The organism is Ancylobacter sp. VNQ12, assembly GCF_049445835.1.
Lineage (GTDB): Bacteria > Pseudomonadota > Alphaproteobacteria > Rhizobiales > Xanthobacteraceae > Ancylobacter.
On sequence record NZ_JBMSDU010000004.1, the window covers coordinates 123,512 to 148,650 of the forward strand.

18 protein-coding genes are annotated in these 25,139 nt (G+C 67.1%); 6 read left to right on the top strand and 12 right to left on the bottom strand.

The window, feature by feature from the left end; genetic code table 11:
- Positions 1–5 precede the first annotated feature (5 nt).
- Positions 6–419 (bottom strand): NADH:ubiquinone oxidoreductase subunit NDUFA12, encoded by a 414-nt coding sequence (locus ACO2RV_RS08430; RefSeq protein ID WP_423291789.1) that lies wholly within the window; start codon positions 417–419, stop codon positions 6–8.
- A gap of 98 nt (positions 420–517) precedes the next feature.
- A complete protein-coding gene (locus ACO2RV_RS08435; protein ID WP_423291791.1) occupies positions 518–1,717 on the bottom strand; it encodes an MFS transporter in 1,200 nt (399 codons plus the stop codon).
- 561 nt (positions 1,718–2,278) lie between these two features.
- On the opposite strand from ACO2RV_RS08435, the gene ACO2RV_RS08440 reads away from it, so the two are divergent.
- Positions 2,279–5,983, top strand: a complete 3,705-nt coding sequence (locus ACO2RV_RS08440) for a vitamin B12-dependent ribonucleotide reductase (protein ID WP_423291793.1) — start codon at positions 2,279–2,281, stop codon at positions 5,981–5,983.
- Positions 5,984–6,647: 664 nt separating this feature from the next.
- Entirely contained in the window at positions 6,648–7,190 is a 543-nt protein-coding gene (locus tag ACO2RV_RS08445; RefSeq protein ID WP_423291795.1) for a GNAT family N-acetyltransferase, read from the top strand.
- Between the two features lie 157 nt (positions 7,191–7,347).
- Here ACO2RV_RS08445 and ACO2RV_RS08450 read toward each other — a convergent pair whose 3' ends face one another.
- From ACO2RV_RS08450 to ACO2RV_RS08465, 4 genes are all read right to left on the bottom strand, one after another.
- Positions 7,348–7,560, bottom strand: coding sequence for a cold-shock protein (locus ACO2RV_RS08450; protein ID WP_423291797.1), 213 nt, complete (start codon positions 7,558–7,560; stop codon positions 7,348–7,350).
- A gap of 287 nt (positions 7,561–7,847) precedes the next feature.
- Entirely contained in the window at positions 7,848–8,060 is a 213-nt protein-coding gene (locus ACO2RV_RS08455; protein WP_213755755.1) for a cold-shock protein, read from the bottom strand.
- A gap of 268 nt (positions 8,061–8,328) precedes the next feature.
- Complete coding sequence (locus ACO2RV_RS08460; protein ID WP_423291800.1) at positions 8,329–8,649, bottom strand: glycine zipper domain-containing protein; 321 nt, start codon at positions 8,647–8,649, stop codon at positions 8,329–8,331.
- A gap of 1 nt (position 8,650) precedes the next feature.
- Positions 8,651–10,930: an NADP-dependent malic enzyme gene (locus tag ACO2RV_RS08465; RefSeq protein WP_423291802.1), complete on the bottom strand. Its 2,280-nt coding sequence runs from the start codon at positions 10,928–10,930 to the stop codon at positions 8,651–8,653.
- A 163-nt stretch (positions 10,931–11,093) separates the two neighbouring features.
- On the opposite strand from ACO2RV_RS08465, the gene ACO2RV_RS08470 reads away from it, so the two are divergent.
- Positions 11,094–13,121, top strand: coding sequence for a hypothetical protein (locus tag ACO2RV_RS08470; RefSeq protein WP_423291804.1), 2,028 nt, complete (start codon positions 11,094–11,096; stop codon positions 13,119–13,121).
- Between the two features lie 338 nt (positions 13,122–13,459).
- Here the strand turns inward: ACO2RV_RS08470 and aspS are convergent, their stop codons facing one another.
- Positions 13,460–15,232 carry an aspartate--tRNA ligase gene (gene aspS / locus ACO2RV_RS08475; RefSeq protein ID WP_423291806.1) on the bottom strand — a complete coding sequence of 591 codons (1,773 nt, stop codon included), beginning with the start codon at positions 15,230–15,232 and terminating at the stop codon, positions 13,460–13,462.
- A 144-nt stretch (positions 15,233–15,376) separates the two neighbouring features.
- Positions 15,377–15,850, bottom strand: a complete 474-nt coding sequence (locus ACO2RV_RS08480) for a DUF992 domain-containing protein (RefSeq protein ID WP_423291808.1) — start codon at positions 15,848–15,850, stop codon at positions 15,377–15,379.
- 164 nt (positions 15,851–16,014) lie between these two features.
- On the opposite strand from ACO2RV_RS08480, the gene rnd reads away from it, so the two are divergent.
- Positions 16,015–17,175 (top strand): ribonuclease D, encoded by a 1,161-nt coding sequence (gene rnd, locus ACO2RV_RS08485; protein ID WP_423291810.1) that lies wholly within the window; start codon positions 16,015–16,017, stop codon positions 17,173–17,175.
- 21 nt (positions 17,176–17,196) lie between these two features.
- Here rnd and ppx read toward each other — a convergent pair whose 3' ends face one another.
- The 4 genes from ppx to ACO2RV_RS08505 are packed head-to-tail and all read right to left on the bottom strand — an operon-like array spanning position 17,197 to position 22,896.
- Positions 17,197–18,711, bottom strand: coding sequence for an exopolyphosphatase (ppx, locus tag ACO2RV_RS08490; RefSeq protein WP_423291812.1), 1,515 nt, complete (start codon positions 18,709–18,711; stop codon positions 17,197–17,199).
- 4 nt (positions 18,712–18,715) lie between these two features.
- Positions 18,716–21,010 carry an RNA degradosome polyphosphate kinase gene (locus ACO2RV_RS08495; protein WP_423291814.1) on the bottom strand — a complete coding sequence of 765 codons (2,295 nt, stop codon included), beginning with the start codon at positions 21,008–21,010 and terminating at the stop codon, positions 18,716–18,718.
- An 8-nt stretch (positions 21,011–21,018) separates the two neighbouring features.
- Complete coding sequence (locus ACO2RV_RS08500; RefSeq protein WP_423291816.1) at positions 21,019–21,765, bottom strand: chromosomal replication initiator DnaA; 747 nt, start codon at positions 21,763–21,765, stop codon at positions 21,019–21,021.
- A gap of 3 nt (positions 21,766–21,768) precedes the next feature.
- Positions 21,769–22,896, bottom strand: a complete 1,128-nt coding sequence (locus ACO2RV_RS08505) for an AI-2E family transporter (protein ID WP_423291818.1) — start codon at positions 22,894–22,896, stop codon at positions 21,769–21,771.
- Positions 22,897–23,095: 199 nt separating this feature from the next.
- On the opposite strand from ACO2RV_RS08505, the gene ACO2RV_RS08510 reads away from it, so the two are divergent.
- Complete coding sequence (locus tag ACO2RV_RS08510) at positions 23,096–23,833, top strand: class I SAM-dependent methyltransferase (protein ID WP_423291820.1); 738 nt, start codon at positions 23,096–23,098, stop codon at positions 23,831–23,833.
- An 86-nt stretch (positions 23,834–23,919) separates the two neighbouring features.
- Positions 23,920–25,065, top strand: coding sequence for a benzoate/H(+) symporter BenE family transporter (locus tag ACO2RV_RS08515; RefSeq protein ID WP_423291822.1), 1,146 nt, complete (start codon positions 23,920–23,922; stop codon positions 25,063–25,065).
- The last annotated feature ends 74 nt before the right edge of the window (positions 25,066–25,139 follow it).

Below are 25,139 nucleotides of genomic sequence, written 5' to 3' on the forward strand. Positions count from 1 at the left end.
CGAGCTCACTCCGGCGTCCAGGCCTTGTAGTCGCCGGTCACGGTCGGGCGGTGGCCAAGGCCGACGGTGGAGCCCGGCGGCCGGTAGGCGGCGGCGGTGCCGGTCGGGTTCGGCCGGTGTGGCTTCTGCCAGGCGCGCGGAACGTAGGTCTCCTCGCTCGGCGGCACGTCGGAGCGCTGGTGCATCCAGGCGTGCCAGCCCGGCGGGATGGCGGTCGCCTCGGCATAGCCGTTGAAGATCACCCAGCGGCGCTGGAAGCCAAGCGTCGGATCGATCCCGCCGCCCTTGGTGCGGTAGTAGCGATTGCCGAACTCGTCCTCGCCGACCAGTTCACCGTGCCGCCAGGTGTGGAAGCGCGTGCCCATGGTCTGGCCGTTCCACCAGGTGAAGGTCTCGATGAGAAAGTCGGAAAGCTTCACGGAAGTCGTCCCTGCGCGGCCAGAACCGGGGCGGAACATGCCACCCGCGCCGCCCGGTGTCCAGCCGCGCGCGCGGCTCGGGCGCGCTTTGCGCCCGCTTAGCCACGGCGGCGGAACTCGGTGGTGTAATAGGCCAGCGCTACCGCCATGACGACGAGCGCCGCAGCCGTCACATAGCTCCAGCCGCCATGCTCGTAGAGCGGGCTCGCCACCGCCGAGCCCAGCGCGCCGCCGAAGAAGAAGGTGGCGATGTAGAGCGCGTTGAGGCGCGCGCGAATCTCCGGCGCCAGCATGAAGATGGCGCGCTGGCCGAAGATGAGGTTGGCGGTCACGGCACAGTCGAGCACGATGGCCCCAAGGCCGAGCACGATGACGGAGCCGGAGGCGACGCCCAGTTCGGTGAGCGCGAACCCTGCCACCGCCAGGACGAGCGCCCCGCCGGTCGCTGCGCGCGACCAGCCGCGATCGGCGATCCAGCCGGCGAGAGGCGAGATGACGACGCTCGCCGCCCCGGCCAGCGCGAAGACGGCGATCCCCTCCTGCCCGAAGCCGAACACCGGCGCGCCGAGTTGCAGCGGCACCGCCGTCCAGAACAGCGTGAAGATGCCGAACATCGCCGCCTGATAAGCGGCGCGGCGGCGCAGGATCGGCTGCGTGCGCATCAGCGGCCAGAGCGAGCCGACCAGCGCGCCATAGGCCCCTCCCCCGCCGGTAGACAGCGGACGGCGCTGCGGCAGCGCCAGCCTCAAGCCAACCGCGAGGGCGAGAATCATCACCGCCGCCAGCGCGAAGACGGCGCGCCAGCCGAGAAAATGCGCCACCATGCTGGAGGCGGGACGCGCGAGCAGGATGCCCATCATCAGCCCGCTGACCACGCTGCCGACCTTGCGTCCGCGCTCCTCCGGCCGCGCCAGATGGGCGGCGAAGGGCACCGCGATCTGCGCCACCACCGAGCCGACGCCGAACATCAGCGCGGCGAGGAGAAAGAGCGAGGGCGTCGGCGCCGTGGACGCCAGCCCCAGCCCCGCCGCCGCACAGACGAGGATGGCGGCGATGAGCCGGCGATTCTCGACGATGTCGCCCAGCGGCACCAGCAGCAGCAGCCCCAATATGTAGCCGGTCTGCCCCACGGTGACGACGAGGCTGGCCAGCGTCTCGTCGAGACCGATGTCGTTGGCGATCAGCGCGATCAGCGGCTGCGCGTAATAGAGATTCGCCGCCCCAAGCCCCGCGGCAAGCGCCAGCAGGAAAAACGTGAAGGCGCCCGCGGAAGGCGCCGGGGAGGTTTCAGAGCTCATGGGAAGGATCGCATCGCGAGGAATGTCGCCATGATGTGAGGGGCGCCGGTTGCCATGTCCAGATGCCGTTGGGGAACTCATCAAGCCTCAGGTGGGCGGCTCTCCTGCGGCAATCGCAGGCATGCCCGTGTTCCCCACTGTTCACCGCCCTCTCATACCGCTCGTAAACAAGCTGGACTCTGCGTGCGAATCCGCGCTCGATTGCGGGCTCGCGGCTGGAGAAGAACCGCTGGCATCACCATCTACATTTAGATATTTTTCACTTCCTCCACACTAGAGTTTGTGACGAAAGGTTGACGAGGAGCAGGGAGTCGGCCAGTTTGGGCCCCGTCGAACGCAGCGTCTTTTTCGCGGGCGACACCATCCAAACCAAGGCGGATTCCAGCGTCGATGACGAGCATCGGCGGTGTCGTCGTGCGTGCCGAAGACAACTGAGCGGAGGGCATGGCGTTCGGCCATTCACCTGCGCCGCGTGACAGGCAAGTGCCGACAGAGATCCGAGCCATTGATGATCGGTGCGCGGGCTGGGGACATGTCCGCCACGAACCGGGGACGAAGATCATGCGCATCGAGCGCCGCTATACCAAGGCAGGCCGTTCTCCCTATGCGGACATCGCGTTCCGCAAGGTGACGAGCGAAATCCGCAATCCCGACGGATCGGTGGTGTTCCGCCTCGAAGGCATCGATGTGCCCGACCATTTCTCGCAGGTCGCCAGCGACATCCTCGCGCAGAAGTATTTCCGCAAGGCCGGCGTCCCCGCGCGGCTGAAGAAGGTAGAGGAAGAGACCGTCCCCTCCTTCCTGTGGCGTGGCGCGGCTGACGAGAAGGCGCTCGGCGCGCTCGCCGAGAAGGAGCGCTATGTCGGCGAGAACGATGCGCGCCAGGTGTTCGACCGTCTCGCTGGCACCTGGACCTATTGGGGCTGGAAGGGCGGCTATTTCGACAGTGAGGAGGACGCGCAGGCCTTCTTCGACGAGCACCGCTACATGCTCGCCATGCAGATGGCCGCGCCGAACTCGCCGCAGTGGTTCAACACCGGCCTGCACTGGGCCTATGGCATCGACGGTCCGAGCCAGGGCCATTTCTACGTCGACTACGCCACCGGCAAGCTGACCCGCTCCAAGACCTCCTACGAGCACCCGCAGCCGCATGCCTGCTTCATCCAGTCGGTCTCCGACGACCTGGTGAACGAAGGCGGCATCATGGACCTGTGGGTGCGCGAGGCGCGCCTGTTCAAATATGGTTCGGGCACCGGCTCCAACTTCTCCGCCCTGCGCGGCGAAGGCGAGCGCCTGTCCGGCGGCGGCCGCTCCTCCGGCCTCATGAGCTTCCTGAAGATCGGCGACCGCGCCGCCGGCGCCATCAAGTCGGGCGGCACCACCCGCCGCGCCGCCAAGATGGTGGTGGTCGACGCCGACCATCCCGACATCGAGACCTATGTCGACTGGAAGGTGAAGGAAGAGCAGAAGGTCGCCGCCCTCGTCACCGGCTCCAAGATCGTCGCCAAGCACATGAAGGCGGTGATGAAGGCCTGCGTGAACTGCGAGGGCGAAGGCGAGGACTGCTACGACCCGGAGAAGAACCCGGCCCTCAAGCGCGAGATCCGCGCCGCCAAGAAGGCGCTGGTGCCGGACAACTATATCCTGCGCGTCGTGCAGTTCGCCCGCCAGGGCTACACCGACATCGACTTCCCGATCTACGACACGGACTGGGATTCCGAGGCGTATCTCACCGTCGCCGGCCAGAACTCGAACAATTCCGTGCGCGTCGACGACGCCTTCCTCGCGGCGGTCGAGGCGGACGCCGACTGGAACCTGACCTCGCGCACCACCGGCAAGGTGACCAAGACCCTCAAGGCCGCCGATCTCTGGGAAAAGATCGGCCATGCCGCCTGGGCCTGCGCCGATCCGGGCATCCAGTTCCACACCACCATCAATGACTGGCACACCAGCCCGGCCGGCGGCCCGATCCGCGCCTCCAACCCGTGCTCGGAGTACATGTTCCTCGACGACACGGCGTGCAACCTCGCCTCGCTGAACCTGTTGCAGTTCCGCAAGGCCGACGGCACGTTCGACGTCGAGAGCTATGAGCATGCCTGCCGGCTGTGGACCGTCGTGCTCGAAATCTCGATCCTGATGGCGCAGTTCCCCTCGAAGGAGATCGCCAAGCTCTCCTACGAGTACCGCACGCTGGGCCTCGGCTACGCCAATATCGGCGGCCTCTTGATGACCTCGGGCATTCCCTACGATTCCGAGGAAGGCCGCGCCTATTGCGGCGCGCTGACCGCCATCATGACCGGCGTCTCCTATGCCACCTCGGCGGAGATGGCGAAGGAGCTCGGCCCCTTCCCCGAATACAAGCCCAATGCCGCGCACATGCTGCGGGTCATCCGCAACCACCGCCGCGCGGCCTATGGCGAGCGTGGCGGCTATGAGGGGCTGAACACCAACCCGGTGCCGCTCGACCACGCCAAGGTGCCCGAGCCGATCCTGGTCCAGCGCGCCAAGGCGACCTGGGACCTGGCGCTGGCGCTCGGCGAGGAGCATGGCTACCGCAACGCCCAGACCACGCTGCTCGCGCCCACCGGCACGATCGGCCTCGTCATGGACTGCGACACCACCGGCATCGAGCCCGACTTCGCGCTGGTGAAGTTCAAGAAGCTGGCCGGCGGCGGCTACTTCAAGATCATCAACCGCGCCGTGCCGGAGGCGCTGCGCACGCTCGGCTATTCCGAGAGCCAGCTCGCCGAGATCGAGGCCTATGCGGTCGGCCACGGCTCGATCACCCAGGCCCCGGCGATCAATCACGGCTCGCTGCGCGCCAAGGGCTTCGACGACGCCATGCTGGCGAAGATCGACGGCAGCGTGAAGGCCGCCTTCGACATCAAGTTCGTGTTCAACCGCTGGACGCTGGGCGACGAGACGCTGGCCAAGCTCGGCGTGCCGGCCGACAAGCTGGTCGACCCGGCCTTCGATCTCCTCGCCTTCCTCGGCTTCTCGAAGAAGGACGTCGAGGCGGCGAACATCCATGTCTGCGGAGCGATGACGCTGGAGGGCGCCCCCTTCCTCAAGCTCGAGCACTACCCGGTGTTCGACTGCGCCAATCCTTGCGGGCGCATCGGCAAGCGCTACCTCTCGGTCACCTCGCACATCCTGATGATGGCGGCGGCGCAGCCCTTCCTCTCGGGCGCGATCTCCAAGACCATCAACATGCCGAACGATGCCACCGTCGAGGACTGCAAGGAGGCGTACCTGCTCTCCTGGCGGCTGGCGCTGAAGGCCAACGCGCTCTACCGCGACGGCTCCAAGCTGTCGCAGCCGCTGAACTCGCAGCTCATCGCCGATGACGAGGACGAGGAGGACGCGGTCGAGGCGCTGCTGGACAAGCCCGCCGCCGCCCGCACCACCCAGATCGTCGAGAAGGTGGTGGAGAAGATCGTCGAGCGCATCGTCGCCGTGCATGACCGCGAGAAGATGCCGGACCGCCGCAAGGGCTACACCCAAAAGGCGGTCGTCGGCGGCCACAAGGTCTATCTGCGCACCGGCGAATATGATGACGGCCGCCTCGGCGAGATCTTCATCGACATGCACAAGGAAGGCGCGGCGCTGCGCTCCTTCATCAACAACTTCGCCATCTCGGTGTCGCTGGGTCTCCAGTACGGCGTGCCGCTGGAGGAGTATGTTGACGCCTTCACCTTCACCCGCTTCGAGCCCGCCGGCCCGGTGCAGGGCAACGACACGATCAAATACGCGACGTCGATCCTCGACTACATCTTCCGCGAGCTCGCCGTGTCCTATCTCGGCCGCAGCGATCTCGGCCATGTCGAGCCTTCGGAATCGGCCTTCGATGCGCTCGGCAAGGGTGTCGAGGAAGGCAAGGCCGTGCCGACCTCGGCCTCGCGCATGGTCTCCAAGGGGCTGACGCGCGGCAAGTCGGTGGGGCTGATGGTGGTGCCGGCCGGCACGACGGTGGCGCCGACGGCCTCCAACGTCACCGCCCTGCGCGGCGCCATCCAGGGCGCGACCGCGCTGAAGGCCGAGCCGGAGGCCGAGGAAGACGCGGTAGGCGAGACCGCCTCCCTCCCCTGGGCTGCCCCCGCACCGGTCTCCGCGGCGGCGGGACCGACCAAGGCGGAAGCCCGCGCCATCGCCCGCGCCAAGGGCTATGAGGGCGAGGCCTGCCCGGAGTGCCAGAACTTCACCATGGTGCGCAACGGCACCTGCCTGAAGTGCGAGACCTGCGGCTCGACGACCGGCTGCAGCTGAGGCAATTGGAAAACCAATCAGCCCGCTCGTTTCACGACGAGCGGGCTGATTTTTGCAATCACCCACAACCAAAGATAGAGGCGATCAATGCGATGAACCCAACAACAAAAAACACCGCGCTGGTGGCAGCCAGCGCGGTGTTTATGACCCACAAAAACCACCCCCCGATCAGAGAGAGAGATTCAAATGGGCGTAACTTATATTTCTGACTATAAACTGAAAAAAGCTAACAGGGCCTTTATGGAAAACTCGAATGACAACATTCGAGACTCTAAAGCACCTCAAGCAAATCCGCTTTACGTCACCGAGAGAGGCGAAATTCTGATCCCAATCTTCGAAAATGATAATTTCATTTTCAAGGCTTCAGGAATCAATACCCGCGGACAACGACTCTCTTAATAGCGCTTATATAGCATCAGCTATGGGTTTCGATCCATAGCTGATGCTGCAATCGGAAAAAAACGCTTGGGAAAAGTCAGTGGAGAAATGCCTTATCTGAATTTTCAGACACCCAAAAACCGCAAGCCAGCCAAGCACCAGAAAGAGTGGTTAACGCATTCTTCAAGGCCAATTAAAGTCGGATGAAGCGGCGAAACTGACACAAAATATCCAGCCGCCGAAACGATCCCCTCATTCTCGATAGAGTGCACTTGGCGCAGCCCCCATGCCCCTCATCCCCACATTGACCACCCCGCGCCTCATCCTGCGCGCCTATCGGCTCGACGAGTTCGATGCCTATGCGGCGATGTGGGCGGAGGCTTCCGTCACCCGCTTCATCGGCGGCCAGCCGCTGTCGCGCGAGGCGGCGTGGGGGCGCTTCCTGCGGCAGATCGGGCTCTGGCACCATCTCGGCTTCGGCTTCTTCGCCGTCGAGGACCGCGTCACCGGCGCCTTCATCGGCGAGGCCGGCTTTCACGACATGAAGCGCACGCTCATTCCCTCCATCGAGGGCGCCATGGAGGCCGGCTGGGCGCTGGTCGGCGCGGCGCAGGGCAAGGGGCTAGCGGAAGAAGCGATGCGCGCAGCGCTCGACTGGGGCGACACCCATGGCACGGGCGAGCGCTTCACCTGCATGATCCAGCCGGATCACAGCGCCTCGCTGCATGTGGCGCGCAAGCTCGGCTTCGCCGAGTTCACCCGCGGCAGCTACAATGGCCAGCCCGTGGTGCTGCTGGAGCGCGCGCGCCGGGTCGCCTCCGCCGCCTGACGGCCGCAATCGCCCGCGCCGGCGCGGCAGGGCCCGCCGGCGGGCACCACTCGCACGACAACAAAAAACCGCTGGCCCTTGCGGGCCAGCGGTTCTTCATTGTCAGTGCACGGAACAACCCGGCCTTACGACCGCCGCCGCTCCGTTGGAGGAGCGATCAGCCAACCCGCAGGTTGACAGCCGATTCCTTGCCGGAACGCTGGTCGGTCTGCAACTCGAAGGAAACCTTCTCGCCATCGCGCAGGCCCTGCAGGCCGGAACGCTGCACGGCGCTGATGTGGACGAACACATCCTTGCCCGCGCCATCGGGCTGGATGAATCCATAGCCCTTCTGCTCATTGAACCATTTAACGGTGCCAGTCTGCGCCATAGGTAGTCTCACGTATCAAGGTTGCACATTCAACAGGGGGGATGCCCCTGACAGCTGGGTCGAATTTGGTAGAAAAGCTGAACGTGCACCGGCATAGCCAGGTGAAACGGCCCAGAGTCCAGCCAAAGTCTGCGCGAAAGACTAACGCGAATGGCTGTCAATGCAAGTGCCTAGGTCACCACTTTCCGCGCACAGCCGAGTTTTGTCGCCGATCCCGCCAAGGAACGGCGACAGATCTTACTGATCCTAAACGGACTTTCCGGTCTGGAACAATGACGCCGACCCGCTCAAAGCGGACGCAGGTTCACCGCTGAAGTCTTTCCCGACCGCTGGTCGGTCTGCAGCTCGAAGGAGACCTTCTCACCCTCGCGAAGCCCCTGGAGACCCGAGCGCTGCACAGCGCTGATGTGGACGAACACGTCCTTGCCAGAGCCATCAGGCTGGATGAAGCCGTAGCCCTTCTGCTCGTTGAACCACTTAACGGTGCCGGTATCAGCCATCGATGCAAACCTTAGAGACAAGGAACGTGCGATAACGGATGCCCTGCGACACCCGCCGCTAGCGGCCGATTTTCGCGAAATAAGCTGATCGCCCCCTAGGCGGCCCAGTCATTCGAGCAAATCTGCGCCGCGCACAGCTTGGTCAAGATTGCGTCTTTTTCACGGCACAAACCGCCGCATTCCAGCCGCAAATCGACTCGAACCGCTAATTTGTTACGCGAGGTAACCGTCGCCGGCGGCGCGACCGGCGAGCAGGCCGCCGGTGGGTCTATCGACGGCAGCGATTCCGGGCGACGCGCACCACGCGGCCGTTGTTCTGGCGGAGATAGCAGTTGCCGTGACGCCAGAAATAATAGGAGCGTACGCGCCGGTTGCGATTGGCGCCGATGGCCGCGCCGGTACCGGCGCCGATCGCCCCGCCCACCAGCGCGCCGCGCCCGGTTCCGGTCACCGCCCCGCCGACGACAGCGCCGGTCGCGCCGCCGATCACGGCGCCACGCGCCGTGCTGTTCTGGGCGGACACCGGCCCGACCGCCCAGAGGGCGGCCGCACCGGCCAGGATTGCGGCGCAGGCAAGACGACGAAGCATGTCAGAGCCCTTGCGCTTCGACGACCGCGATGGCCGTCATGTTCACCACGCCGCGCGCCGTGACCGACGGCGTGAGGATGTGCGCCGGCCGCGCCGCACCGAGCAGGATCGGCCCGACCGGGAGCGCGTCGCCGAACACCTTCACCATCTGGTAGCCGATATTGGCCGCATCGAGATTCGGCATGACGAGGATGTTGGCGACGCCCTGCAGCCGGCTGCCCGGCAGCACGCGCTCGCGCATCTCGGGGATGAGCGCGCTGTCGCCCTCCATCTCGCCATCGACCATCAGATCGGGCGCCTTCTCCTGCAGCAGCGCGAGCGTATGGCGCATCTTGGTCGCGCTCTCGTCGTCGCGGCTGCCGAAATCGGAGTGCGAGAGCAGCGCCACCTTGGGCTCGATGCCGAAGCGGCGCACATGCGCGGCGGCGAGCTGCGCCATTTCCGCGAGATCCTCCGCGGAGGGGTCCAGCGTCACCTGCGTGTCGCACAGGAAGAACGCGCCCTTCGGCGTCAGCAGCATGGAGAGCGCGGCGACGTCGCGCACGCCCGGCGCGATGCCGATGATGGTGCGGATGTGGCGCAGATGGCGGATGAACCGGCCCTCGACGCCGCAGATCATCGTGTCCGCGTCGCCGCGCATCACCGCCAGGGCGGCGATCACGGTCGGCGTGGTGCGCACCAGCGTGCGGGCGAGCTCGGGCGTCACGCCGCGCCGGCCGGCGCGCTCGACATAGGTCTGCACATAGTCGCGGTAGCGCGGGTCGTCCTCGGGATCGATCAGGTCGAAGTCCTGTCCGGGACGGATCGACAGGCCGAAGCGCTGCAGGCGGGTGTCGATGACCGAGGGGCGGCCGATCAGGATCGGACGGGCCAGCCCCTCCTCCACCACCACCTGCACCGCGCGCAGGATGCGCTCGTCCTCGCCCTCGGCGTAGATCACGCGCTTGGGCGCCTGCTTGGCGAGGGTGAAGATCGGCTTCATCACCAGGCCGGAGCGGAACACGAAGCGGTCCAGCTGCTCCTGATAGGCCTCGAAATCGGCGATCGGGCGTTTGGCGACGCCCGAATCCATCGCCGCCTTCGCCACTGCCGGCGCCACGCGCAGGATGAGGCGCGGGTCGAAGGGCGAGGGAATCAGCGAGGTGGCGCCGAACACCGGCGTCTCGCCGCCATAGGCGCGGGCCACCACGTCGGAGGGCGTGTCGCGCGCCAGCTCGGCGATGGCGTTCACCGCCGCGATCTTCATCTCTTCATTGATCGTCGTCGCGCCGGCATCCAGCGCGCCACGGAAGATGAAGGGGAAGCACAGGACGTTGTTGACCTGGTTGGGGAAGTCCGAGCGGCCGGTGCAGATCATCGCGTCGGGCCGCGCGTCGCGGGCGAGGTCCGGCATGATCTCCGGCGTCGGGTTGGCCAGCGCCATGATGAGCGGACGGTCGGCCATCGCCTTCAGCATTTCCGGCTTCAGCACGCCGCCGGCGGAGAGGCCGATGAAGATGTCGGCGCCGGCGATCACCTCAGCGAGGCTGCGCAGCTCGGTCTTCTGCGCGAAGACCCCCTTATAGGGGTCCATCAGCTTCTCGCGGCCCTCATAGACCACGCCTTCGATGTCGGTGACCCAGATGTTCTCGCGGCGGGCGCCCATCGAGACCAGCAGGTTCAGCGTCGCGATGGCCGCGGCGCCGGCGCCCGAGGTGACGATCTTCACGTCCTCGATCTTCTTGCCGCCGATGTGCAGCGCATTGACGATCGCGGCGGCGACGATGATCGCCGTGCCGTGCTGGTCGTCATGGAACACCGGGATGTTCATCTTCTCGCGCAGCTGGGCCTCGATCTCGAAGCACTCGGGCGCCTTGATGTCCTCGAGGTTGATGCCGCCGAAGGTCGGCTCCAGCGCCGCGACCACGGTGACCACATGGTCGACCTCAAGCGCCCGGATCTCGATGTCGAACACATCGATGCCGGCGAATTTCTTGAAGAGGACGGCCTTGCCCTCCATCACCGGCTTCGAGGCTTCCGGGCCGATATTGCCGAGGCCGAGCACGGCGGTGCCGTTGGAGACGACCGCGACGAGGTTCTGCTTGATGGTCAGTTCGGCGGCCAGCGACACGTCCGCGGCGATGGCCTCGCAGACGGCGGCAACGCCGGGCGTATAGGCGAGCGCGAGATCGCGCTGGTTCGCCAGCGGCTTGGTGGGCTGAATTTCCAGCTTACCCGGCCGCGGCAGCCGGTGATAAATCATCGCTCCCGAACGCAGATCGTCGGAGATGTACGAGGCCATAGCAGTTCCTTCCCCGGATTGGCCGGCGGACAATAGGCATTCCTCGCCGCCGTACAACGTCTTTCCGAATTTGTAATGCCCGCCTTTCGACGGTCCGTTATTGTCCTTCGAAACAGGATGCGGATCCAAGCGCCGCTACCGTCTCATGTCAGGTCGACTCCGCATGCGCAAACCTCTCGTCATCGCGCTCGTCGTGCTTCTCGTCGCCGGCGTCGGCGGCTATTTCGGCTTTCACCTGCTGGTCGACCATCTGGCCCGCCGCCAGGTCGAGACGCTGTTCGCGGATCTGCGTGCCAATGGCGTCGAGGCGCAGGGGCGCGATGCGACCTATGACGTCTTCTCCGGGCGCTTCGAGATCCGCGATCTCTCCTTCGCCGCGCCGGGCCAGGGAACGCTGAAGATCGCGTCCTTCCTCGCCACCGGCACCGAGCGGCCCTCGCCCAAACGCCTCTTCGCCAAGCAGGTCGAGATCAGCGACCTGTCCTATGAGGGGCCGTTGCCGCTCGCCCCGGCGGTGGAGGCGAGCTACCGCGCGCCGCACATCACCATCAACGCGCTGGAGATACCCTCCACCCAGCCGGCCGGTACCCGGCCGTGGCAGATCGCGCTCGATCTCCTCGAGCAGACGAGCGCCGACCGAATCAGCATTCCGGAATCGCTGATCATCACCAGCACCGGGACCGGCAGTTCGCGCATCGAGACCGACGTCACCCACGGCGCCACCGCGCTGGAGAAGCTGCTGGCCGGGCGGATCGCCAAGGCGACCGTCGAGCCCTCGCGCTTCACCATCGGCGGTGCGCCGGCCAACGCGGCCACCGGCAAGGTAGGCCGCGTCAGCGTCGAGACCATCGACGTCGCGGCGCTGCTGACGCTGCTCGATCCCGAGCGCCGTCTGGCGGACGACCAGTTCCGCACCGTCTACGGCTCGGTCAACGTCGACGGCTACGAGGTCACGGCGGATGCCGGCATGCGCCAGCGCTGGGGCGCCATCGACATACGCGACGTCGCCATCCGCCCCTCCATCATTCCCGCCGAGGACCTGCTGGCGCTGGGCAACCGGCTGCGCGAGGCCGCCGCCAAGGGCGAGGATCCGTCGCCGGATGTGGTCGCCCAGAGCCTGCGCGGCCTCGCCGCCGCCTATGATGGCATCCGGCTCGGCTCCGTCGTCCTCAAGGACATGTCGGCGCGTGACGAGGACGGCAACAAGGCCGAACTGGCCGCGCTGACCATGGGCCCGCTGGACGGGGGACAGCTCGAGAACTTCGCCATCGACCGGCTCAAGGGTTCCGATGCCGATGGCAAGGTGTTCCGCGTCGACCAGATGAAGATCGGCGGCCTTCGCCCCGGCACCTTGCTGGAGCTGGGAGCCGACGCCACCGAAGACCCGCACAGCACGCAGGGCCTGTCATGGATCATGCGCCTGTTCGGCGTGGTCGGCGGCTTCGAGCTGGCCGGCGCGGAGGCCCCCGCCTCGGCGGGCGGCGACCCCGTGGTGATCGATAAACTCGCTTTGTCCTGGCAGGGAGAACCGGACGCCTTCCCCACCCGCATCGCCGCGACGCTGCGGGTCAGCGGACCGACGTCGGCCTTCCCGCGCGACAATTCGCTGTTCGCCCTCGTGCCGGACGGCATGACGCGCGCCAGCGTCGCGCTCGACGTCGGCGGCGAATGGAACGAGAGCCAGAGCACGCTCACCCTCGCCCCGCTCTACGCCGAGGTGTCGGATGCCTTTGCGCTCTCGCTCAAGGTCAAGCTGAAGGACGTCGACGATTCCGTCTTCTCCACCCAGCCCGACGAGGCGCTGGCGGGAGCGCTGGCGGCGAGCCTCGACAGCGTCGAGATCACCCTCTCCGACGCCGGCATTTATGAGCGCAAGCTGGAGGAAGCCGCCAAGGAGCAGGGAATGGAGCCGGAGGCGATCCGCCAGCTGCTTGCCGGCTTTGCCGAGCTGCTGTTCTCGTCGACCGTCGCCGACCGCCCGGAACTGGAGCCGGCGACGCAGGCCTTCGTCAGCTTCCTGCAGAAGCCGCTCGGCACGCTGGCACTGAAGATCACCCCGCGCGGCGACAGCCTGCCGCTCGGCGCCATCGCCGAGACGCTACAGGGAGACGAGCCGCTCACCCTGGTCGACGAGCTGAATGTCGAGGTGATCGAGGCCGCCGAACCGCCGACATCGCCGACGAAGCCCTGAGCATCGGGCTCGTCATTTCCTCTCCCCATCGGGGAGAGGTGGCCCGCGAAGCGGGTCGGTGAGGGGGAACATCCTCGCCCCCCGCAAGCCGGGACGCCCGCCCAACCCCGTCCCTCGCCGTCATCCCGGCCGAAGGCGAAGCCGTAGAGCCGGGATCGCTCTCCCATTCGGCACGCGATCCCGGATCGGCCTTCGGCCGTCCGGGATGACGATGGGGGTGGGGGAACCTTCATCGACCGGGACGACGATGGGGGGCCGGAGCCACAGATAAAGGGCGGAAAGCCTGCGCTCCCGCCCTCATCTTTTCCGGGGTCTCGCTTGAGTCGTGAGGCCGCGCCTCACTTCTCCTGGATGTTGGTACGGATGTGCAGCTCGCGCAGCTGCTTCGGGCTGGCCTCGTTCGGCGCGCCCATCAGGATGTCCTGCGCCTGCTGGTTCATCGGGAACAGCGAGATTTCGCGCAGGTTCGACACGCCGCACAGCAGCATCACGATGCGGTCGACGCCGGCCGCCATGCCGCCATGCGGCGGCGCGCCGTACTGGAAGGCGCGGTACATGCCGCCGAAGCGCTCGACCACGGTCTCCTCGTCATAGCCGGCCAGCTCGAACGCCTTGACCATCGCCTCGGGACGATGGTTGCGAATGCCGCCGGAGGCGATCTCGTAGCCATTGCAGGCGATGTCGTACTGGAACGCCTTGATGGTGAGCGGATCCTGCGTGTTCAGCGCCTCAAGCCCGCCCTGCGGCATGGAGAACGGGTTGTGCGAGAAGTCAACCTTCTTGTCCTCTTCCGACCACTCGTAGAACGGGAAGTCGACGATCCAGGCCAGTTCGAAGCGGTCGAAATCGACCAGCTTCAGCTCCTCGCCCACCTTGGTGCGGGCGGCACCGGCGAACTTGACGAACTTTTCCGGGTTGCCGGCGACGAAGAAGGCGGCGTCGCCCGCGCCGAGGCCGAGCTGCGCGCGGATCGCCTCGGTGCGCTCGGGGCCGATGTTGTTGGCGAGCGGGCCGGCTCCTTCCCCGCCTTCGCGCCACATGATGTAGCCGAGCCCCGGCTGGCCCTCGCCCTGCGCCCAGCTATTCATCCGGTCGCAGAAGGCGCGTGAGCCGCCGGTCGGGCCGGGGATCGCCCATACCTGATTGGTCTCGCTCTCCAAGAGGCGCGCGAACACCTTGAAGCCGCTCCCGCGGAAATGCTCGGAGACGTCCTGCATCTCGATCGGGTTGCGCAGGTCCGGCTTGTCGGTGCCGTATTTGCGCATCGACACCGCATAGGGAATGCGCGGCCAGTTCTTCGTGACCGGCTTGCCTTCGGCGAATTCCTCGAACACGCCCGTGATGACCGGCTCGACGGCGGCGAACACGTCCTCCTGCTCGACGAAGCTCATCTCCAGGTCGAGCTGGTAGAACTCGCCCGGCAGGCGGTCGGCGCGCGGGTCCTCGTCGCGGAAGCAGGGGGCGATCTGGAAGTAGCGGTCGAAGCCGCTCATCATGATCAGCTGCTTGTACTGCTGCGGCGCCTGCGGCAGGGCGTAGAACTTGCCGGGATGCAGGCGGGACGGCACGAGGAAGTCGCGCGCGCCCTCGGGCGAGGAGGCGGTCAGGATCGGCGTCTGGAACTCGAAGAAGCCCTGCCCCTTCATCTTCGCCCGCATGGCGTCGATGATGGCGCCGCGCGTCATGATGTTCTTGTGCAGCTTCTCGCGGCGCAGGTCGAGGAAGCGGTAGCGCAGGCGCGTCTCTTCCGGGTATTCGACATCGCCGAAAACGGGGAGCGGCAGTTCCGCGGCCGGGCCCAGCACTTCGATCTCGGTCGCATAGACCTCGACCTGGCCGGTCGGCAGCTCGGGGTTCTCAGTGCCGGCCGGGCGCGAGCGCACGCGGCCGTCGACGCGGATCACCCATTCCGAGCGCACGGTCTCGGCCAGCTTGAAGGCCGGGCTGTCGGGATCGACCACGACCTGCGTCAGGCCGTAATGGTCGCGCAGATCGATGAACAGCACGCCGCCATGATCACGGATGCGGTGGCACCAGCCCGAGAGGCGGGCGGTCTCGCCGATTTCGCTCGCGCGAAGGGCTCCGCAGGTGTGCGTGCGATAGCGGTGCATGGTGTATTCCCGAGGCTGCTTCCGGCCCTCAAGGCCGTCAAAGGACAACACCCCTCTCGCGGGGCGCGCGGAGGGGTGCATGTCAGGCTCGGCTTTGTCAAGTTTGAGGCGGGTTCCACGCGGCCGCGCGAAACCCGTCACATCTCACGGAACGTAGCGCAGCGTCAGGCCGGCGACTCCGAGCGCGAGCGAGGCGCCGACATTGCCCTCGACCGAGATCGGGTTCAGCGCGAAGGAGTTGGAATTGCCGACCAGCACATTGGCGCCGACGCCGACGCCCACCGCAACATTGCCGGTGACGCCGCCATACGGACCCGCCAGAGCGCCGGCGGCGATGGGCGACTTGCTGACCGCCAGCACGCCCCAGGTCATCACGCCGCCGCCGGTAACGCCGAGATCGACGCCGATGGTCTGGATGGTGCCGGCATAGCGCTGCACCGGGCTGTTGTCGGACGGCGTGAAGGTGCAGGACAGCTCCTGCTTGGATTCGATGATCATGCCGATGCTGGAGCCGGCATTGCACACCAGCACGCCGACATTGACCTTGTCGGCCGCAACGGCCTGGGACGCCGTGCCGATCAGCGCGGCGGTGGCGAGAGCGAAGAGCGTGTTCTTCATGAAGTCCCCCAAATGCCGGTCCCGCCGGCGCATTGAATCGTCCCGCCAAACGGTCGATGGCGAATCGTTCCGGCACCTTATCGGCGCATGGTTAACGCTTGCCGCAGATTGCGGCACGATTCAGTGTCGTCTCGCGCGCCCGACTCCGTTATGAGAAGTCGGACATGGATATGATCACCACAACCGACGCCCTCACCGCGGCCTGCGAGCGGCTGGCAAGCCACCGCTTCGTTACCGTCGACACCGAATTCCTGCGCGAGACGACCTTCTGGCCGAAGCTCTGCGTCGTCCAGATCGCCAGTCCCGACGAGGCGGTGGTGGTCGACGCGGTTGCGGAGGGCATCGACCTCGCTCCCTTCTTCGCGCTGATGGCGAACGAGAAGGTGCTGAAGGTCTTTCATGCCGGCCGGCAGGACATCGAAATCGTCTGGCACCTCGCCAGCATCATCCCGCATCCGGTGTTCGACACCCAGGTCGCGGCCATGGTGCTCGGCCATGGCGATTCCATCTCCTACGACCAGCTGGTCCAGCGCATCACCGGCCAGGTGCTCGACAAGTCGCTGCGCTTCACCGACTGGTCGCGCCGCCCGCTTTCCGCCGCGCAGGTCGCCTATGCGGAAGCCGACGTCACCCATCTGCGCGACGTCTTCCTGAAGCTCGACGCCGATCTGCAGAAGCGCGGCCGCGCCGACTGGGTCGGCGAGGAGATGGCGGTCCTCACCTCGCCCGACACCTACCGGCAGGAGCCCGAGCGCGCCTGGGAGCGGCTGCGCTCGCGCGCGCGCAAGCCCAAGGACCTCGCGGTGCTGATGGAGGTCGCCGCCTGGCGCGAGCGTGAGGCGCAGGCGCGCGACATTCCGCGCTCGCGCATCCTGAAGGACGACGTGATCGCCGAGATCATCTCGCAGCACCCCAATTCGGTGGAGCGCCTCGGCCAGCTGCGCTCGGTCCCCAAGGGCTTCGAGCGCTCCCGCGCCGGCGAGCAGATCGTCGAGGCGGTCAAGGCCGGCCTGGCGCGCGATCCCAAGACGCTGCCGCGCATCGAGCGCGACAAGCCGCTCTCCAACGGCGCCTCGGCGACGGTGGAACTGCTGAAGGTGCTGCTGCGCATGACCTCGGAGCAGCACGGCGTCGCCGCCAAGGTGATCGCCACCACGGACGATCTCGAGCAGATCGCCTCCGACGAGACGCCCGACGTGCAGGCACTGCGCGGCTGGCGGCGCGATCTGTTCGGCGAGCGCGCGCTGGCGCTGAAGTCCGGCCGTCTTGCGCTGGCCATGCAGCGCGGCCGCGTCATCGCCCTCGACCGCCCCGGCGAGGGCTGACGCCGAGGCGAATGCCGCGGGTCAGGTCACGATCAGCGGCTCGCGGCCGATCAGCCGGGCGAGCGTGCGCAGGCGATTGCCGACGCGCTCGCCGCCCAGCGGGCCGAGATCGCCCTTGAGCCGAAGCATCAGCTTGCCGCGATCCACCAGCAGCGGGGCCTCCTGCAGCGTGCCGGGCATGGCCGCCGAGAGGATATAGGCCACGCGCAGGGCCGCCCCGAGGATGCGCGCACGGTCGAGCAGCCGCGCCGACACCAGCTCGCGGATGCGCGGCGACAGGTCCTCGTCCACCATTCCGACATGACGGTAGTAAATGGCGAGCCCGAGGAAGGCGCGTCCGGGATGGTCGACGCCGATAAAGGCGGCGTGGGCGATCAAATTGAGGCTCTGCTCGCCGCGATAGTCGGGATGCGCGCGCCAGCTGATATCCGCCAGCAGGCACGCGGCGTGGCGCAGGCGCTTCTCCTCGACGCTTTCCTCGATGCCGGTCGAGGCCATGAAGCGGTCGGTCCACTCCACAAGCTCCCAGCCATGGACGGGCGAGCGCGAACGTACCTCGTTCAGCTCGGCCGTGGCGGCGATGAGCGGATCGACCTTCTTCTCGTCGTCGGCCAGCATCTCGAACAGCAGGCCCTCGCGCACGCCCTGCGCCGAGATGTAGACATTGGCCGGCTTGCCGATGCGGATGACGTTCTCCAGCACCAGCGCGCCATAGGCGAGCAGCTGGCGCCGCCCTTCCGCCACCGTCTCGATGCGCGAGAGCGTATCGACCGGCACGCGCTGCACCAGCCGCACGAACTCCAGCGCCTCCTTGGCCGGAATGACGTAGCCGTGCATCACATGCAGCGGATAGCCGCGCTGGAACATGTGCAGCCGCGCCAGAGCGCGCCAGGTACCGCCGACGGCATAGAAGGTGCGGCCCTTCAGATGCTCGAGATGCGTCTCCTTGGTCAGCGTGTCCTTGACGATCTTGGCCGCCTTCTTCAGCGAGCGACCGGAGGTGTCCTGCAGGGCGAGGCCGCCGAGCGGGAAGGTCACGCCGCTGCCTATGCGATGGCCCTGCACGTCGGCCAGTTCCAGCGAGCCGCCGCCGAGGTCGCCCACCACGCCATTGGCATGGTGCACGCCCGAGAGCACGCCGAGCGCGGAAAGCTGCGCCTCGCGCTTGCCCGAGAGCAGCTCGACATCGGTGCGGCAGATCTCGGCGCAGGCGGCGACGAATTCCGGCCCGTTGGAGGCGTCGCGCGCTGCGGCGGTGGCCAGCACGAACAGCCGGCCGACGCCCATGCGGTCGCACAGGACGCGGAAGCGCCTGAGCGTCGAGAGCGCCTTGGCCACCGCGTCGGCATTCAGCCGTCCGGTGGTCGCCACTTCGCGGCCGAGGCCGCACGACGCCTTCTCGTTGAAGATCGGCGTCGGGCTGCGCGACAAGTGCTCGTAGACGACGAGGCGGACCGAGTTGGAGCCGATGTCGATGACCGCGATCGGCGCGCCGGAAACGAGGCTGGAGGACGCCTCGCGCAGGTGTTCGTTCATGCGGTCACGCGCGGTCGCGGCGACGGACGAGGCTTCGCGGCGACGATTCTTTGAGCGACTTCCCACGTCCAGACAGGCTCGGATTGGTCATGAAATACTGTTGGGCGTTGAATTTTTCCTCGCCCTCGGCCGGCACTATGCGTTGCGACGAGCCGTCGGGCAACACGCGCCAGCTCTGCTGGTTGTCCTGCAGGTTGGCGACCATGATCTGGTCGAGGATCTGCATGTGCACCGTCGGGTTGGTGATGGGGCACAACGACTCGACGCGGCGGTCGAGATTGCGCGGCATGAGATCGGCGGACGAGATGTAGAGCGCCGCCCCCTTGTTGGGCAGGCTGTGGCCGTTGCCGAAGGCATAGATGCGCACATGCTCCAGGAAGCGGCCGACGATGGACTTGACCCGGATATTGTCCGAAAGCCCGGGCACGCCCGGACGCAGGCAGCAAATGCCGCGCACCACGATATCGATGGCGACGCCGCCCTGGCTGGCGCGGTAGAGCGCGTCGATGATCATCGGGTCGACCAGCGAGTTCATCTTCAGCCAGATCGCCGCCGGCCGGCCCGCCTTGGCGAATTCGATCTCGGCGGCGATATGGTCGAGGATCTTCTTCTTCAGCGTCAGCGGGGCGATGGCCATCGCATCGAGTTCCGCCGGCTCGGCATAGCCGGTGATGAAATTGAAGATGCGCGCCACGTCGCGCGCGATCACCGGATCGGCGGTGAAGAAGGACAGATCGGTATAGATGCGCGCGGTGATCGGGTGATAGTTGCCCGTGCCGACATGGCAATAGCTCGCCAGCGTGCCGCCCTCGCGGCGCACCACCATCGACAGCTTGGCGTGGGTCTTCAGTTCGAGGAAGCCGAACACCACCTGCACGCCGGCGCGCTCGAGGTCGCGTGCCCAGCGGATGTTCGCTTCCTCGTCGAAGCGCGCCTTCAGTTCCACCAGCGCGGTGACCGACTTGCCGGCCTCGGCCGCCTCGGCCAGCGCCTTGATGATCGGACTGTCGGACGAGGTCCGGTACAGCGTCTGCTTGATGGCGACGACGTTCGGGTCGCGCGCCGCCTGCCGCAGGAACTGCACCACCACGTCGAAGGATTCATAGGGGTGGTGGACCACCAGATCCTTCTCGCGGATCGCCGCGAAACAGTCGCCGGCATGGTCGCGGATGCGCTCGGGAAAGCGCGGATTGTAGGTCTTGAACTTCAGGTCCGGGCGGTCGACGCCGACCAGCTGGCTGAATTCGTTCAGCGCCAGCAGCCCGTCCACGAGGAAGATCTCGTCGTCGGCCACGGCGAGCTCGCGCGCCACGAAGCTGCGCAGTTCCTCGGGCATGGAGCCTTCGATCTCGAGACGGATCACCTGCCCGAGGCGCCGACGCTTCAGCGCGCGCTCGAACTGGCGCATCAGATCCTCGGCTTCCTCCTCCACTTCGAGGTCGCTGTCGCGGATGACGCGGAAGCCGCCCTGCCCCTTCACCTGATAGCCCGGGAACAGGCGGCCGATGAACAGGCCGATCATCTGCTCGAGAGTGATGAAGCGCTGCGCGCCGTCCTCGCTGTCGGGCAGCCGGATGAAGCGGTCGATCTTCGCGGGGACACGGATGAGCGCGTTCATGGTGCGCCCGTCGCTGATGCGCGCGAGCTGCAGCGCCAGCGAGAAGCCGAGATTGGGGATGAACGGGAACGGGTGCGCCGGGTCGATGGCGAGCGGCGTCAGCACCGGAAAGACATGGCTGAGGAAGAAGTCGTCCAGCAGCGCACGGTCGGCCTTCTCAACGTCGGCACCGTCCACCAGCACGATGCCGGCGGCAACCAGCGCGGTGCGCAGCTCGCGCCAGCGCGCCTGCTGGTCCTCGGCCAACTCGGCCACCGCGGCGGAGATCAGCGGCAGCTGCTCGGCCGGCTTCAGCCCGTCCGGGCTCTTGCCGCTATAGCCTTCGCGCACCTGCTCCTTCAGGCCGGCGACGCGGACCATGAAGAACTCGTCCAGGTTGTTCGCCGAGATGGAGAGGAAGCGCAGCTGCTCCAGCAGCGGATGCTCGCGATTGGAGGCTTCCTCCAGCACGCGGCGGTTGAACTGCAGCCACGAGAGCTCCCGGTTGATGAAGCGCTCGGGGGAAGCCATCAGCTCCTCCTCCAGCGTCTGGGGAACGATAGGCTCGTGCACCGGCGCCGGTCCGAGTTCGATATCCGCAATGACCTGGGTCTCGGGCACCGTTGGTACTCCATCCTTTTTGCGGCTTGCGCGCTTCGTTCGGCGGGAAGGTCGCCGGGCATCGTGACGGCTGGATGACATAAGGTACCTTAACCTGATGCGAGGTCGTCCGGCGACTCCGCCGGAGCGTCCGCGGCATCGTCGCGGGCACGCAGAAGTTCGGACGCGAGCGCGCGGGTGAGCGGGCGCTTGCGCGCCAGCGCCTCGCGGTCGAGCGCGGCGATGACATCGCGCAGCCCGGCGATCGAGCGCTCCACACGCGGCAGCAGAAAGCTCAGCAGCGCCTCGTCCGGCGCGATCTGGCGATCGGCGAAGAGCTTGACGGCCACGGCCGCCAGCAGGGCATCGTCGGGCGCCCCGAGTTCCACCGCCGGCATGGCCCGCAGCCGCGAGGCGAGATCGCGGGTGACGACCTCGCCCGCCAGCGCCGCCGGCGCCCGCCGCGCGGTGACCAGCAGGCTCGCCCCCTGCTCGCCGACGAGGTTCAGCAGGTGGAACAGCGCGGCTTCGGGGACGGCGCCCTCGCCAAGGTCCTCCACCACCAATGCGCCACCGGCGAGAAGATCGGGCAACGCCGCGATTTCCAGCGCCCGCGCGGGAATCACCGGCGCGCCGGTCGCTTCCGCGAAAAGCGAAGCGAGATGCGATTTCCCCGATCCTTCAGGGCCGACCAGCGCCACCGCCCGCGCCGGCCAGTCCGGCCAGGCGTCGATCAGCGCCAGCGCCGCCCGGTTCGCAGGGCCGGGCAGAAAATCGTCGCGCGCGCGGCTGTCGAGATGCGGCAGGTCGAGCGGCAGCTGGCGCGCGGCGGGGGGAACAGGCGTCGACGCCGGCATGGTTCAGCTTACCCATGACTTCGGCGCGACCGGGGTCGGTGACGGCGGCGCGAGGGCCGCAGGCTCCTCCTCGCCGGTATAGAGCGGGCTTTCGAGATATTGCTCGATGGCGAAACGCACCAGCACGCCCGCTGCCGCGGCCAGCGGCACAGCCAGCAGCAGGCCGAGGAAGCCGAGCATGTAACCGAAGGCCAGCAGGGCGAACATCAGCCACACCGGATGCAGCCCGACGCTGTCGCCCACCAGCTTGGGCGAGAGGATGTATCCCTCGATGAACTGGCCGAAGACGAAGATGCCGATCACCAGCCCTATCATCGAATAATCGGGGAAGAACTGCACGATGGCGACGCCGGCCGCCAGCACCAGCCCGGTGAGCGAGCCGACATAGGGGATGAAGGTGATGATCCCCGAGATGAAGCCGATGACGAAGCCGAAGTTCAGCCCGGTCATGGTGAGGCTGATGGCATAGAAGCTGCCGAGGATCAGGCACACCAGCGACTGGCCGCGCACGAAGCCGGCAATGGCGCGGTCCATCTGCCGGGCAAGGTCGCGAACGACGTCGCGATGCTTCACCGGCAACCAGGAATCGACCTTCTCCACCATGTGGTTCCAGTCGTTCAGGATGTAGAACGCCACCACCGGGGTGATGACCAGCAGCGAGAACAGCGAGATCAGCGCCGCCCCGCCGGTCCACAGGCCCTGGATCAGGGTGAGGAGATAGGTCGCGCCCTGCGACACCAGTTCGCTCAGCCCCTGCTGGATGCTCGGCATGCGGTCGCCGATGAAATCGCGCAGCCACGCCGTCTTCTGGCCCTCGCCGGCCATCAGGTTCTGCAGCTTGACGATGTATTCCGGCAGCCTCTGGATGAAGGCGGCAAGCTGTGCGCCGAAGATCGGCACCACCATCAACATGAGCAGGATCGCCAGCAGCAGCGTGAGGCCAATGGTCACCAGCGATGCCAGTAGCCGATTGACGCCCCAGCTCTCCAGCCGCGTCGTCACCGGATTGAGGAAATAGGCGAGCGCGAGGCCGGCGACGAAGGGCAGCAGCACGCTGCTCAGCAGCCACGCCGCCGCTACGAAGATCGCCAGCACCGATACCCAGAACGTAACCTGCTTGTGCCAGGACATCCGAACTCCACCCCGCGCGTTACGCTGCGCACCCCATAAATACAGAAAAACCTGGCCGTTGCGATGCACAAGCGATGCCGCCCCCGCCATTCACAGGCCGAGCGGCGCGTCGCGGCACCTGTGGAAGGTTGCCTTGGCACCACCGCTTGCGGCACAACGTCGAGCCCCTTTGAGCCGCCCCTGCCGACAGGACACCGCCATGGCGCATGACGACCCGCTCTATACCGATGCGTCGCTGGTTGCGTTCTACGACACGGAAAATGACTGGGGCGAGGACCGTGGCTATTGCGCGGATCTTGCCCGCACGGCCGGCTCGGTGCTCGATCTCGGCTGCGGCACCGGCGTGTTCCTGGTCGGAATCGACGCTCCCGTTCGGGTCGGGGTCGATCCGGCCGCCGCCATGCTCGACGTGGCGCGCACGCGCTCCGGTGGCGACGGCGTCGAATGGATCGAGGCCGATGCCCGCCAGCTCGATCTCGGCCGCCGCTTCGACCTCGTGGTGATGACCGGCCATGCCTTCCAGGTGTTCCTGACCGACGAGGACCAGCGCGCCGCGCTCGCCACCATAGCGCGGCATCTGGCGCCGGGAGGCCGCTTCATCTTCGACAGCCGCAACCCCGCCTGCCGGGAATGGGAGGAATGGCAGCCGCAAAATTCGCGGCGCCATGTCGATCACCCGCTTCACGGCCAGGTCGAGGCGTGGAACACGGCGACGCATGACGCCACCACCGGCATCGTCACCTATGAGACCTTCTACCGCCTCGCGGATGGCGCGGAGCTGTCTGCCGCCAGCCGCATCCGCTTCACCCCGCGCGACGCGCTGGCGCAGCGGATGACGGACGCCGGACTTTCCGTCGAGCGCTGGCTCGGCGACTGGACCGGAAGCCCCTTCGACGAGGCGGCGCCCGAGATCATCCCGCTCGGCCGCCTCGGCTAAAGCGGCACGATCCCCGGCACCGCGTGACGCGCCGGTCGCGGCGTGGCACAACGCGGTGTCCCGCCCCGCCTGCCGTGATCCCTCCCATGCGCTCTTCCATCGTCACCTCTGCCGTCGTCGCCGCCCTTGTGGGCTTCGGAGGCACCCTCGCCCTCATCGTCGCCGCCTCGCAGGCGGTGGGCGCCACCCCGGCGCAGACCTCGTCGGCGGTCATCGGCCTGTGCCTGTCCATGGCGGCGACCTCCGCCTTCCTCGGCTGGCGCCACCGCATGCCGATCATCACCGCCTGGTCGACGCCCGGCGCCGCGCTGATTGCCGGCTCGCACGGGCTGGTCATCGAGACCGCGGTCGGCGCCTTCCTGCTGGCCGGCGTGCTCATCCTGATCACCGCCGCGGTCAAGCCGCTCGGCGCGCTGGTGCAGCGCCTGCCGGTCGCCATCGCCGCCGCGATGCTGGCGGGCGTGCTGTTCCGCTTCTGCACATCGGTGTTCACCGCCGGCGAGGCCGACCCGCTGCTGGTGCTGCCCTTGGTGCTGGTCTTCCTCGTGGCACGCCGCATCAGCCCGTTCGGCGCGGTGCTCGCCGTGCTGATCATCGGCATCGCGCTCGCCTTCTTCCTCGGCCATGTCGGCCCCCTGCCGGCCGGCCTGCCGCTGCCGGCGGTGGAACTGGTACTGCCGCGCTTCGAATTGCAGGCGCTGATCGGCATCGGCCTGCCGCTCTATGTCGTCACCATGGCCTCGCAGAACTTGCCCGGCCTCGCCGTGCTGCAGGCCGCCGGCTACAAGCCGCCGACCCCGTCCATCCTCGCGGTCACGGCGATTTCCTCGCTCATCACCGCGCCGATCGGCTCGCTGACCTCGAACCTGGCCGCCATCACCGCTTCGATCTGCACCGGGCCGGACACTCATCCGGACCCGAACAAGCGCTGGATGGCGACCTCCTTCTATGCGCTGTCCTATGTCGTCCTGGCGGCGGGGGGCGCCTCGGTGGTGGCGTTGATCGCGGCGCTGCCGGCCGGGCTGGTGGCGACCTTTGCCGGGCTCGCACTGCTGGGGCCGCTGGTGAACGCGCTCGGCACCGCCATGGGCGATGCGGAGCGGCGCTTTCCAGCCGTGCTGACGCTGGCGGTGACCGCGTCCGGTGTCTCGCTGCTCGGCATCGGCTCGGCCTTCTGGGGCCTCATCGCCGGGCTGGTGGCGCTCGGCATCGACCATGCGGGGCGGCGCTGACCCACAGGGCGAGCCCGCTCCAGCTTGCGAGGGCGCCGATAAGCGGCTAATCCGCGAGCGTTCTTGAAGGGTGC